Source organism: Terrabacter sp. AAH1 (genome assembly GCF_054456855.1).
On record NZ_JBTJJV010000001.1, the window covers coordinates 203,348 to 216,298 of the forward strand.

A 12,951-nucleotide genomic window follows, 5' to 3' on the forward strand; every position below is an offset into this window, starting at 1 on the left:
CTACATCCTCTCGGGGGCCGCGGCCCCCAGTCGTGCGAGTCCATTGCGCAAGACGACGCGGACGGCGTCGGCGAGCAGCAGCCGGGCGGCGTGGACGGACCGCACGGGCTCCCCGACGACCGCGGGCCGGAGGGGGTGGTCCCACCCGTCGGCGAGGTCGGCGAGGTCGGTCACGGCCCGACGCTGCTGCGCCGGGTCGCCGGCATGGGTGTCGAGCCGCTGGGGCAGGTCGGCGAGCGCCACGAGCAGGTGCCGCTCGACCACGTGGGTCAGCCGCTCGACGCGGGCCGACGCGCGGCGCTCGACGCCGGCGGCCTCGGCGTTGCGGATGAGTCGGCAGAGTCGGGCGTGCGCGAGCTGCGCACCGAGGACCGGGTCACCTGGCGGCCTGCTGCCGGGCACCTCCGCGGGAACGGGCAGCACCGCTCCCCCGAGGGCGTACGCGTCCTGGTGCTCCAGGACGTGCTCGACGATGGCCGACCGCGGGGCGTCCTCGAGCGTCACCGCGATGAGGCCGCTCGGCGCGACCTCCACCGCGGCCACCGGCTTCTGCAGGGTGAGCCCCTGCGCGAGCACTCGGGCCAGGTCACGGGCGCCGAGACCCAGGCGCGGCGCCCACCGCTGCGCCACGGGCGTCACCCAGTCGGCCACGACCCCTGCCGCCCGGGTGTCGGTCGGCCGGAAGATCGCGCCGTCGGGCAGGCCGCCTGCGGCGCTCTCGGGCAGCTCCCCGCTCCTCGCCGCCTCCGCGGCGACCTGCTCGAGGAGGGCACGCAGCTGCTCCGGCGTCATGGCGGCGAGTCTACGAGTGGGCGTCGGGCCACCCGGAGCGGCACCCAAGGCGGCGTGACGGGCCCTGCCTCGGGGGTGCATTCAGCGATCGGGCGCCTCGGCTGCTAATCTCACCGGGCGCACGAAAGTGCGCATCGCCCCCGTAGCTCAGGGGATAGAGCACCGCCCTCCGGAGGCGGGAGCGCAGGTTCGAATCCTGCCGGGGGCACCACACCGGAAGAGGCTGGTCTGAAGACGCGAAGCGTCACTCGGATCAGCCTCTTCCCGTTTTGTGCCCCCGACGGATTCGAGGAGGTGCCTTCCGAGGAACGAGGACGGAACCGGAGTCCTGCCGGGGGCACCGAACGATGAGATCCGGTGCCACGATGGGGCGTGCTCATCTCGAAGCCGGTCGCCGAAGCCATCCGCGCGGGCACCGTGACGCAGGCCTTCCGGCGCTGGGACGTGCCACGGGTCAAGGTGGGCGGGCTGCAGCTCACACCGGCCGGGCTGGTGCGGTTCGACGCGGTGAGCCAGGTGCGCGACCCCGCGAAGCTGACCGAGCGCGACGCTCGCAGGGCGGGCGTCAAGAGCCTCGCGGCGCTGCAGAAGGCCCTGACCCCGACCGACCGCAAGCCGTCCGCCCGCGGTGGCCGCGGCGGCGACAAGGTCTACCGCATACGGCTGAGCTGGGCCGGCGAGGACCCACGAATAGCGTTGCGCGAGAAGGTGCCCGACGACCATGAGCTACAGGAGATCGCGACCAGGCTCGCTCGGCTCGATGCGCGACCGAGTGGCGCCTGGACCCGCGACATCCTCGAGTGGATCCGCGACAACCCTCGGGTGGTCTCGAAGGAGCTGGCTGCACTCCGTGGCTGCGAGTTGCTGCCGATGAAGGTCGACATCCGCAAGCTGAAGACACTGGGGCTCACCATCAGCCACGAGGTCGGATACGAGCTCTCGCCGCGCGGCGCGGCCTACCTCGGCTGGGCCGACCGGAACGACCGCTGACGGCGGCGGTGCCGACCCAGGAGTCGGCGAACGCCCTGGGGACCGTGACGGTGAGGAGGGCTCCCCCGCCGTCCGGTGCACTGAGCACGAGGTCTCCGCCGAGGTCGCGCACCGTGTCCCTCAGCAGGTGCAGGCCGACGTGCCCCTGCCCGGAACCCTTGTCGGCCCCGCGCGGTGCGAGGCCCCGCGCATCGCGCGGGCCGACGCCGTCGTCGCGCACGCTGACGACGACCTGGTCGGCGACGACCCGTGCCCGGAGCAGGACCGTTGACGCGTCGGCGTGCTTGAGGACGTTGCGCAGCCCCTCCCGGATCGAGCGGTAGACGACCTGGGCCATGGGGAGGCCGGTTGCGGCGACCGCCGGGTCGAGGTCGATCTCGACGGCGAGGCCTGCGGCGCGCGCCTGGTCGGCGAGCCGGTCGACGGCCGGCACCAGGCCGCCCTCGGCGAGGTCGGCCGGGTAGATGTCGGTCATGAGCGAGCGCAGCCCCTCGGCGTCGCGCTTGAGACCGCTCGAGAGGTCGCCGACGATGGTGCGGGCCCGGGTCGCCTCCGGCGGCAGGTCGTCGACGAGCGAGCCCATGAGGTAGCCGAAACCCGCGAGGTTCTGCAGCACCCCGTCGTGCAGGTCGTCCGCGATGCGGCGCCGCTCGAGGTCCGACGCCGACAGCGCGTGGCGCAGCATCCTGCTGCGGTCGGCCTCGCCGCGTTCGACCCTCCGGGCCAACGACACGGCGAGCGGGAGCACCATCACGGCGAAGAGCAGCAGCGACCCGAGGCCCAGCAACGCCAGCCGTCCGAGGAGGGCCGACTCGTCCTCGTGCACGGGGTCGGCGGTCCAGTAGGACTCGAAGACGAGGGGAACCCCCTCCGCGTCGTGGAGGCCGGCATACACCTCGAGGAGCTCGCCGCTGGCACGCTCGTCGGCGTTCTCGGCCTTGGACAGGTCCGACACGGCCGAGGTGACGTTCTCGGTGCCGAAGAGCTCGGCGACGTCCTCGTCGAGCGGGAAGGTCTTGCCGATGAGCTGCAGCTCGTCGGCCCAGAGCACCCGCCCCTCCGCGGTCCAGATCTTCGCGTGCACGATCGAGCCGTCGCGCATCCGGTTCTGCAGCAGGTAGGCCAGCGTCGACGTGGGACCGGGGTCACCGGCCCGCACTCGCCGGTCCACCAGGGGAGCCACGACGTAACGCGCCAGCCCCGAGCCGCGCACCGTGGCGTCGCGAAGGGCGATCTGCGACGCGAGAGGACGGGCCAGCAGCACCGTGCCGAGTCCGACGAGCGCGAGCGCGGCCAGCGTCCAGAGGAGGAAGCGCCGCAGCGCGGATCGCGTGACGCCGCCCGGCAGGGGGTCGGCCGAGCGCACCAGCGCCACGTCAGCCAGCCCCTCGGAGGCTCACCATCCCCAGGCGGCTCGCCGTGACCACGGCCTCGAGCTGTGAGTGGGCACCGAGCTTCGCGAGCACGCTCTTGATGTGCCCACGGCTCGTCAGCACCGAGATGCCGAGACTGCGGGCGATCTCGGTGGCGTCACGGCCCTCGGCGAGCAGCCCCAGCACCTCCGCCTCACGGGAGGTCAGGTCGACCGGTGGCAGGCCACGGGCCGGCTGGGAGCCGACGAGACCCCGGAGCAGCTTCGGGTGCACGTGGAAGCCGTCGCGCGACGCGGAGTGGATCGCCTCGATGACGTCCTCCCACGAGCCGTCCTTGGGCAGCAGCGCGCACGCGCCCGCGTCGGCCGCGCGGCTCATCAGGCCCTGGTCGAGGTGGGCGGTGAGCACGATGACCCGCAGGTCGGGCAGCCGCTTCGTCAGCTCCGCCGTGAGGTCGATCCCGTCGTCGTGGCCGAGCCGCACGTCCATGAGCACCGCGTCCGGGTGCTCGCGTTGCAGCAGCTCGAGCGCCGAGGCGGCCGAGTAGGCGACCCCGGCACAGGTGAGCCCGGCCTCTCGCTCGACGGCGAAGGCCATCGCGTCGGCCACCGCGCGGTGGTCGTCGACGACGGCGACCGCCAGCAGCTCCACGTGCTCGCCGGCGAGCTCGTCAGCATGCTTCAGGTGCCCTCCGGGCAGGCCACGACCCATCTGAATCCCCCATACGTCCGCGTGCGGGCCACCCCTCCCGTCCCGCAATTATCACAAGGCGCGGACGGCGACGTAGGCGTTTCACCCCAAATCTTGGGGAGGGCTCCCGCCCGCCGATGGGTGTTGCCGCCGAGCCTGCCACGACCCACCCTTGGACGTGCTCCCCCGCACCGACTCCCCCGCCGGTGACCCGGTCCTCCTGCCCTCCCCGGACCGGTGTCATCACCACGGTGGCCGCGCGCCACCGGCTGACGCCCGCCGAGCCGTCCCGGCGGGCGTCAGCGCTGGGTCGTGTCGGTGACCTCGCCGACGAGCTCCTCGAGGACGTCCTCGAGGAAGACGACGCCGGTCACGGCGGCGTCGCCGTCGATGACCCGGGCCAGGTGCGAGCCGCTCAGCTGCATCGTGGCGAGGACGTCCTCGATGTCGTCGCCGTCGCGGACGGTGGCCAGGCGCCGGATGCGCTTGGGCGGGATGGGCTGCTCGTGACGCTCGTCGTCGGCGTACAGCACGTCCTTGAGGTGGATGTAGCCCGCGATCTCGCCGGCCGCGTCGCGCACGGGGTAGCGCGAGAAGCCCTGTTTCGCGACGAGCCGCTCGATGTCGGCCGGGGTGGCGCCGAGCTGGACCGTCGTCAGCTCGGTGACGCCGACGGCGACGTCGCGGGCCAGCTTGTCGGAGAACTCGAGCGTCTTGGCGACGAGCCCGTGGCGCTCCTCCTCGATGAGCCCCTCCCGGCGTGACTCGCCGACGATGTGGGCGACCTCCTCGACGGTGAAGACCGAGGTGATCTCGTCCTTGGGCTCGACCCGGAAGAGCCGCACGAGGGCCTTGGCGACGGTCTCCATCGCGTGCACGATGGGCCGCAGGGTGCGCGAGATGAGGAAGAGGGGCGGCACGAGCACGAGTGCCGCCCGGTCGGGGCCGGCGATGGCGAGGTTCTTCGGGATCATCTCGCCGACGACGACGTGCAGGTAGCTGACGATGAGCAGCGCGAGCGCGAGGGCGACCCCGCCCGCCCAGGCCTCGGAGAGCCCCCACGCGTGGAAGACGGGCTCGAGCAGGTGGTGCAGCGCCGCCTCGGCGAGCGCACCGAGGCCCACCGAGCAGACGGTGATGCCGAGCTGCGCGGTGGCGAGCATCGAACCGAGCCGTTCGAGGGCGAGCAGGCACGACGCGGCGCGCTTGCTGCCGGCGTCGGCGAGCGGCTCGAGCGTCGAGCGGCGCACCGCCATGGCCGCGAACTCGGCACCGACGAAGAACGCGTTGCCGAGCAGCAGGAGGAGCGAGACGACGTAGACCCAGGGCCCGTTCACGATCGCTCCCCCTCGCCGGCGGAGGCCGTATGCCGGGTGCCCCCTCGTGCGGCGCCGCCCGGTTCGCTTCCTGCCGGGTCACCGGCGGCGCCGTCGCCCGAGTCGCCGTCGTCGCCGACGGCGCGCTCGGCGGCCGGCAGCGAGTCGGGGTCGGGCACGAAACGGAGCCGGTCGACCCGGCGCCCCTCCATCCCGACGACGTTGATGCGCCACCCGGGCAGCTCGACGACGTCACCGACGACGGGCACCCGGCCGAGCACGTGCATGACGTAGCCGCCCATCGTCTCGTAGGTGTGCCCGTCGGGGACGTCGGCGTCGAAGGCGTCGCGCACCTCGTCGGGACGCCACAGACCCGGGACGGTCCACGACCCGTCCACGAGCTCACGGCCGCCCTGCCGGCTGCGGTCGTGCTCGTCGGACACCTCGCCGACGATCTCCTCGACGACGTCCTCGAGCGTGACGATGCCGGACGTGCCGCCGTACTCGTCGACGACGACGGCCATCTGGAAGCCCCCCTCGCGCAGCTGGCGCAGCAGCGGGTCGAGCCGGATGGTCTCGGGCACGACGAGCCGCTCGGACATCAGCGCCGAGACGGGCACGTCCCGGCGCCGCTCGTGCGGCACCGCCATCGCCTTCTTGACGTGGACCACGCCGTCGATGTCGTCCCAGTCGTCGCCCAGCACGGGGAAGCGCGAGTGGCCGGTGCGCCGCGAGAGGCGCAGCACGTCGTCGGCGGACTCTTCGCGGTGGATGCCGGTGCAGCGCACCCGGGGGGTCATGACGTCGTCGGCGGTGCGCTCCCCGAAGCCGAGCGAGCGCGTCAGCATGCGCGCCGTGGTGACGTCGAGGGTGCCGGCCTCGGCGGAGCGCTGCACGAGGCTCGCGAGCTCCTGGGGCGTGCGGGCGCCGGAGAGCTCCTCCTGCGGCTCGATGCCGAGCGAGCGGAGGAAGGCGTTCGCCGACCCGTTGAGCACGACGATGAGCGGCTTCGCGATGACGGCGAACACGCGTACGGGCAGGGCGACGACCTTCGCCGTGGACAACGGCGCCGAGATGCCGAGGAACTGCGGCAGCAGCTCGCCGAAGACCATCGAGAAGACGGTCGCGAGGACGAGGGCGATCGTGCTCGAGACCGCCTCCACCGCGCCGTCGCCCAGACCGGACGCCTCGAGCGGTCCCGACACGAGCACGCCGATCGAGGGCTGTGCGAGGTAGCCGACGACGAGGGTCGTGATGGTGATGCCGACCTGCGCCGCGGACAGCTGGGTCGAGAGCTGCTTCAGCGACTGGAGCACGACGCGGGCCCGTGAGTCGCCCTCGTCGATGGCGCGCTGGACCGTCGGCCGGTCGAGCGCGACGAGCGAGAACTCGGCGGCCACGAAGACCGCCGTCCCCGCCGTCAGCAGCACGGCCCCCAGGACGAGCAGCCACTCGGTCACCGTCGCGCCACCCGTCGGGCCGGGACGGCGGGCACCTGGGCTCGGATGGACGTCATGGTGCGCCAACTATAGGGAGGCAGGCAGGTGGCGAGGCCACCAGCGCCCGGGCCGTGCGGGCGGGCTGCCGTCGACGGGACCCCGCCGGCCCCCGCCGGCTCTGTCCGGTCCGTCTGCCGCCGTGTGCCGTGTGGTTGAGTTGGGCGCATCAGGGGTCTCGGCGGGGCGAGCGAAAGAGGGCACGGTGGAGGGCGCACGAGCTGAGCGGGGCGGTCGCATCGAGGTGCGCGGGCTGACCAAGCGGTTCGGCTCCTTCACCGCCGTCGACCACCTCGACTTCGACGTCGAGCCGGGCCGGGTCACCGGGTTCCTGGGCCCCAACGGCAGCGGCAAGACGACGACGCTGCGCATGCTGCTCGGCCTCGTCCGCGCCACGGCCGGCACGGCCACGATCGACGGCCACCGCTACCGCGACATCCCCAACCCGCTCACGGTGGTCGGGTCCGCGCTCGAGGCCACGAACTTCCACCCCGGGCGTACGGGGCGCAACCACCTGCGCGTGCAGGCGGCGGTCGCGGGCGTGCCCGACCGGCGCGTCGACGAGCTGCTCGAGCTCGTCGGCATCCCCGCCGCCGCCCGCAAGCGCGCCGGCGGCTACTCGATGGGTATGCGTCAGCGGCTCGGCCTCGCCGCTGCCCTGCTCGGCGACCCCCGCGTCATCATCCTCGACGAGCCGGCGAACGGCCTCGACCCCGAGGGCATCCGGTGGCTGCGCGGCTTCCTGCGCCACCTCGCCGACGAGGGGCGCACGCTGCTCATCTCCAGCCACATGCTCTCGGAGGTCGAGCAGACCGTGGACGACGTCGTCATCATCGCCAACGGCAAGCGGGTCGCCCAGGGCACCGTCGCCGAGCTGCGGGGCAACCCGACGGCATACGTGCGCACGTCCGACCCCGACCGGCTGGCCGAGGGGCTTCGACGTCGTGGGCTCACCGTGACCGCGGCCGGCCGTGGCCTCCGCGTCACGACCGACGACCTCGCGAGCGTCGGCGACGTCGCCCACGCGAGCGACGTCGCGATCCACGAGCTGCGGTCGGAGCAGACCCACCTCGAGGAGCTCTTCTTCAACCTCACCGAGAGCGAGGAGTTCCGCAACCGCAACCTCCTCGCGGAGTCGGGTGGGGCCGCGGACGAGGTGGCGTCCGGGCCGCCGAGCGACCTGCCACCGCCCAGCGGCCCACCCGTCGACCCGGCGCTGCTCGCCGAACCGGGCCCCGACGCGCGTGAGCGCGAAGCCGGGGTCCACGGCCGACGCGACGGCGGCGCGCGATGACCGCCGTACGCGCCGAGCTGCGCAAGTTCTTCACGACCCGCCTGTGGTGGGGCATGGCGATCGCCGTGCTCGTGAGCGGTGCCGCCTTCGCCGTCCTCTTCGCCTTCTTCTTCACGAGCGACGCCGTCCAGGGCCCGCAGGGGGCGGTCGCGCCGCGCACCGACGCGGCCATCGCCAAGGCCGTCTTCACGGGTGGGCTGCAGGTCGGCTACCTGCTGACGCTGGCCGTCGGGGTGCTGACCATCGGGTCCGAGTACCGCCACCAGACGATCACCGCGACCTTCCTCGCCATCCCTCGCCGCGGGCGGGTCATGGCGGCGAAGGTGGCGGCGCTGCTCGTCATCGGCGCCTTCTACGGGGTGCTCTCGCTGGCCGGTGCCGTCGGCGCCGGGTCGCTCGTGCTCACCTCCAAGGGCGTGTCCCCCTACGCCGACACGTCCATCTGGCGCACCCTCGCGCTGTGCCTGCTCGTCCTGGGCCTCTGGGCCATGATCGGGCTGGGCGCCGGCATCCTCATCCCGAACCAGGTCGCGGCCCTGCTCATCTCGGTCGCCGTCGCCTGGATCGTCGAGCCGGTGCTGAGCCTCGTCCTCGCCCTCACCGAGTGGGGCAAGAGCATCTCGCCGTACCTGCCTAGCCGGGCCACGAGCGCGATGGTCGAGGCGACGAGCGGCGGCTTCGACGGGCAGCCGGTCGAGCAGCTCTCGTGGTGGGCGGGTGCTCTCGTCCTCACCGCGTATGCCGTCGTCATGGCCGGTCTCGGCACGTGGCGCACACTGCGCTCCGACATCAGCTGAGGCCTCTTCCGCACGCGTGCTGCCGTGCCGCACAGGGGCGCTCGGCGGCCACCGGTGTCAACGTGACGAAGCCCTCGTCGACGGCCCGGCTCGACATCCGAGCCGCCGTCCGGTATCGGAGCGTTCAGGGCTAGGCTTGACCCCTGTATACGCAACGTCGCTCCCAAGCCAAACGAAAGAGGCGCATTCGCCGTGTCCGATCAGTCCACGTCCGGTGACCCGATTGCAGCGTTCGGGCCGAACGAATGGCTCGTCGACGAGCTCTACCAGCAGTACCTGACCGACAAGTCGTCGGTCGACAAGGCCTGGTGGGGGTTCTTCGAGGACTACCGGCCGGGTGAGGCCGACTCGGGCCGGCCCAAGGGCACGGCAACGAGCGCGGCCCCGAGCCGCACGGCGACCGCGACGAAGGCCGAGCCGGCCGCCGCGCCCAGCAACGGGGCGAGCAACGGCTCCCCGGCGCCCGCGCCGGCCAAGGCCGCCCCTGCGCCCGCCGAGGCGAAGACCGCAGCACAGCCCAAGGCTGCCGCGCAGCCTCCGGCCACCGCGGCTGCGCAGCCTGCTCCCGCTGCCACCGAGGCGAAGACCGAGGCGAAGACCGAGGCGAAGACCGAGCCCAAGTCCGACCCGAAGGCAGAGCCGTCGGCCGAGGCGCCGAAGCCGCGCGACATCCCCGCCGTCAAGGGCACCGGTCCCGTCAACGAGGACGTCGTGACGCCGCTGCGCGGCGCCCCGTCGCGGGTCGTGTCGAACATGGAGGTCTCGCTGTCGGTGCCGACCGCGACGAGCGTGCGCGCCGTCCCGGCCAAGCTGCTCATCGACAACCGTGTCGTCATCAACAACCACCTCGCCCGCTCCCGCGGCGGCAAGGTCAGCTTCACCCACCTCATCGGCTACGCCATGGTCAAGGCCCTGGCGATCATGCCGGAGATGAACAACGGCTTCACCGAGGTGAACGGCAAGCCGGCGCTCGTGCAGCCCGCCCACGTCAACTTCGGTCTCGCCATCGACCTGCAGAAGCCCGACGGCAGCCGCACCCTCGTCGTCCCGTCGGTCAAGTCGGCCGAGGAGATGGACTTCGTCCACTTCTGGACCGCCTACGAGGACATGGTCCGCAAGGCGCGCAACAACAAGCTGACCGTCGAGGACTTCCAGGGCACGACGATCTCGCTGACCAACCCCGGCGGCATCGGCACCGTGCACTCGGTGCCGCGCCTCATGGCCGGCCAGGGCGCCATCATCGGCGTCGGTGCGCTCGACTACCCCGCCGAGTGGCAGGGCGCGAGCACCGAGACGCTCAACCGCAACGCCGTGAGCAAGATCCTCACGCTCACCTCGACGTACGACCACCGCATCATCCAGGGCGCGCAGAGCGGTGACTTCCTGCGCATCATCCACCAGCTGCTCCTCGGCGAGAACCGGTTCTACGACGAGATCTTCGAGTCGCTGCGCATCCCCTACGAGCCGGTCCGGTGGATCCAGGACATCGACTCCTCGCACGACGACGACATCAACAAGGTCGCGCGCGTGCAGGAGCTCATCCACGCGTACCGCGTCCGCGGCCACCTCATGGCCGACACCGACCCGCTCGAGTACAAGCAGCGTCGCCACCACGACCTCGACGTGACGACGCACGGCCTGACCCTCTGGGACCTCGACCGCACGTTCGCCACCGGCGGCTTCGGCGGCTTCCCGTTCCTCAAGCTGCGCAAGGTCCTCGGCATCCTGCGTGACTCCTACTGCCGCACCGTCGGCATCGAGTACATGCACATCCAGGACCCCGACCAGCGCAAGTGGATCCAGGACAAGGTCGAGCGGCCCTACGAGAAGGCCAACCGGGACGAGCAGATGCGCATCATGCGCCGGCTCAACGCCGCCGAGGCGTTCGAGACGTTCCTGCAGACCAAGTTCGTCGGCCAGAAGCGCTTCTCGCTCGAGGGCGGCGAGTCGGTCATCGCGCTGCTCGACCGCATCCTCTGCCGGGCCGCCAGCGAGAACCTCGACGAGGTCTGCATCGGCATGCCGCACCGTGGCCGCCTCAACGTGCTGGCCAACATCGCGGGCAAGTCCTACGGCCAGATCTTCCGCGAGTTCGAGGGCACCCAGGACCCGAAGTCCGTGCAGGGCTCCGGCGACGTGAAGTACCACCTCGGCACCGAGGGCGAGTTCGTCTCCGAGGACGGCAGCAAGACCAAGGTCTACCTCGCCGCCAACCCGTCGCACCTCGAGGCGGTCAACCCGGTGCTCGAGGGCATCGTGCGCGCCAAGCAGGACCGCCTCAACCTCGCCGGTGAGTCGTTCACCGTGCTGCCCGTGCTGCTGCACGGCGACGCGGCGTTCGCCGGCCAGGGTGTCGTGGCCGAGACGCTCAACCTCTCGCAGCTGCGCGGCTACCGCACGGGCGGCACGATCCACGTCGTCATCAACAACCAGGTCGGCTTCACCACCTCGCCGAGCAGCTCGCGCTCCTCGGTGTACTCGACGGACGTGGCCCGGATGATCCAGGCGCCGATCTTCCACGTGAACGGTGACGACCCGGAGGCCTGCGTGCGCGTCGCCGAGCTCGCCTACGAGTTCCGCCAGGAGTTCAACAAGGACGTCGTCATCGACCTCGTCTGCTACCGCCGACGCGGGCACAACGAGGGCGACGACCCGTCGATGACCCAGCCGCTGATGTACAACCTCATCGAGGCGAAGCGTTCGGTGCGCAAGCTCTACACCGAGTCGCTCATCGGCCGTGGCGACATCAGCGTCGAGGACGCCGAGGCCGCGCTGCGCGACTACCAGCAGCAGCTCGAGCGCGTCTTCGTCGAGACCCGCGAGGCGAAGAAGGCCCAGGCGGCCGGCACGCCGGCGCCCGCCGACCGTCGCGACTCCGACGCCCCCGACAACGCCGGACTGGAGCGGCCGATGGCGCAGGTGCTCGACGACGAGGCGCCGGTGCGGTCGGCCACCGAGACGGGCGTCCCGGCCAGCGAGATCGTCCACATCGGCGAGACGTTCGCCAACCCGCCGCAGGGCTTCACCATCCACCCGAAGCTCAAGCAGCTCATGGACAAGCGCGCCGCGATGGTCCACGACGGCGGCATCGACTGGCCGATGGCCGAGCTGCTCGCCTTCGGCACGCTGCTCAAGGAGGGCACCCCGGTGCGCCTCGCCGGGCAGGACAGCCGACGCGGCACGTTCGTCCAGCGCCACGCCGTCCTCATCGACAAGGACACCGCGGAGGAGTGGACGCCGCTGCTCTACCTCGGTGAGGGCCAGGCCCGGTTCTGGGTCTACGACTCGCTGCTGTCCGAGTACGCCGCGATGGGCTTCGAGTACGGCTACTCCGTCGAGCGGCCCGATGCGCTCGTGCTCTGGGAGGCCCAGTTCGGCGACTTCGCCAACGGCGCCCAGACCATCGTCGACGAGTTCATCTCCAGCTCCGAGCAGAAGTGGGGTCAGCGCAGCTCGGTCGTGCTGCTCCTCCCCCACGGCTACGAGGGCCAGGGTCCCGACCACAGCTCCGCGCGCATCGAGCGCTACCTGCAGCTGTGCGCCGAGAACAACATGACGGTGGCCTACCCGTCGACCGCGGCGAGCTACTTCCACCTCCTGCGCCGTCAGGCCTACGCCCGCCCGCGCACGCCCCTCGTCGTCTTCACCCCGAAGTCGATGCTGCGCAGCAAGGCGGCGGCCAGCCCGGTCGAGGCGTTCACGACGGGCGGCTTCCAGCCGGTGCTCGCCGACCACGAGGGCGTCACCAAGGACGTCACCCGCGTGCTGCTCGCGAGCGGCAAGATCGTGCACGAGCTCGACGCCGAGCGTGAGAAGCGCGGCGACACCGCGACCGCCATCGTGCGCGTCGAGCAGCTCTACCCGATCCCCGAGCAGGAGATCGTCGACGCCGTCGCGAAGTACCCCGGCGCCGAGCTGGTCTGGGTGCAGGACGAGCCCCGCAACCAGGGCGCCTGGCCGCTCATGGCGCAGTGGCTGCACGAGGACCTCTGCGGCATGGGTGAGACCCGTCCGTGGCGCGTCGTGGCGCGCAAGGCCGCCGCGTCGCCGGCCACCGGCTCGTCGAAGAAGCACGCCATCGAGCAGGCCGAGCTCATGGAGCGCGCGTTCGGGCGCTGACCCGGGCGGCCCTCGGGCCGGTGCACGAGACGGAGGGACCCCGCCACCACGGCGGGGTCCCTCCGTCCTTCCCGCCGCCGTGTG

The 12,951-nt window shown here is 72.0% G+C and carries 9 protein-coding genes and 1 tRNA gene; 5 read left to right on the plus strand and 5 right to left on the minus strand.

The window, feature by feature from the left end:
* Positions 1-792 (minus strand): DALR anticodon-binding domain-containing protein, encoded by a 792-nt coding sequence (locus tag ACXR8F_RS00955; protein WP_045188374.1) that lies wholly within the window; start codon positions 790-792, stop codon positions 1-3.
* A 136-nt stretch (positions 793-928) separates the two neighbouring features.
* Between ACXR8F_RS00955 and ACXR8F_RS00960 the strand changes: the two genes are divergently transcribed.
* Positions 929-1,003 (plus strand) — tRNA-Arg (locus ACXR8F_RS00960).
* A gap of 161 nt (positions 1,004-1,164) precedes the next feature.
* Positions 1,165-1,782 (plus strand): ASCH domain-containing protein, encoded by a 618-nt coding sequence (locus tag ACXR8F_RS00965; protein ID WP_458798394.1) that lies wholly within the window; start codon positions 1,165-1,167, stop codon positions 1,780-1,782.
* On the opposite strand, the gene ACXR8F_RS00970 is transcribed toward ACXR8F_RS00965, so the two are convergent.
* From ACXR8F_RS00970 to ACXR8F_RS00985, 4 genes are all read right to left on the minus strand, one after another.
* Entirely contained in the window at positions 1,706-3,157 is a 1,452-nt protein-coding gene (locus ACXR8F_RS00970; RefSeq protein ID WP_458798395.1) for a sensor histidine kinase, read from the minus strand. The two genes, ACXR8F_RS00965 and ACXR8F_RS00970, sit on opposite strands and share 77 nt — an antisense overlap.
* A 1-nt stretch (position 3,158) precedes the next feature.
* Positions 3,159-3,866: a response regulator gene (locus tag ACXR8F_RS00975; protein WP_458798396.1), complete on the minus strand. Its 708-nt coding sequence runs from the start codon at positions 3,864-3,866 to the stop codon at positions 3,159-3,161.
* 278 nt (positions 3,867-4,144) lie between these two features.
* On the minus strand, positions 4,145-5,182 hold the full coding sequence (locus ACXR8F_RS00980) for a hemolysin family protein (RefSeq protein WP_458798397.1): 1,038 nt from the start codon (positions 5,180-5,182) through the stop codon (positions 4,145-4,147).
* A complete protein-coding gene (locus tag ACXR8F_RS00985) occupies positions 5,179-6,621 on the minus strand; it encodes a hemolysin family protein (protein ID WP_458798398.1) in 1,443 nt (480 codons plus the stop codon). Before ACXR8F_RS00985 ends, ACXR8F_RS00980 begins: the two co-directional genes overlap by 4 nt.
* A gap of 241 nt (positions 6,622-6,862) precedes the next feature.
* Between ACXR8F_RS00985 and ACXR8F_RS00990 the strand changes: the two genes are divergently transcribed.
* From ACXR8F_RS00990 to ACXR8F_RS01000, 3 genes are all read left to right on the plus strand, one after another.
* Positions 6,863-7,951: an ABC transporter ATP-binding protein gene (locus tag ACXR8F_RS00990; RefSeq protein ID WP_458798399.1), complete on the plus strand. Its 1,089-nt coding sequence runs from the start codon at positions 6,863-6,865 to the stop codon at positions 7,949-7,951.
* Positions 7,948-8,748 (plus strand): ABC transporter permease, encoded by an 801-nt coding sequence (locus ACXR8F_RS00995; RefSeq protein WP_045188361.1) that lies wholly within the window; start codon positions 7,948-7,950, stop codon positions 8,746-8,748. Before ACXR8F_RS00990 ends, ACXR8F_RS00995 begins: the two co-directional genes overlap by 4 nt.
* Positions 8,749-8,940: 192 nt before the next feature.
* Positions 8,941-12,867: a multifunctional oxoglutarate decarboxylase/oxoglutarate dehydrogenase thiamine pyrophosphate-binding subunit/dihydrolipoyllysine-residue succinyltransferase subunit gene (locus tag ACXR8F_RS01000; RefSeq protein ID WP_458798400.1), complete on the plus strand. Its 3,927-nt coding sequence runs from the start codon at positions 8,941-8,943 to the stop codon at positions 12,865-12,867.
* Positions 12,868-12,951: the final 84 nt, after the last annotated feature.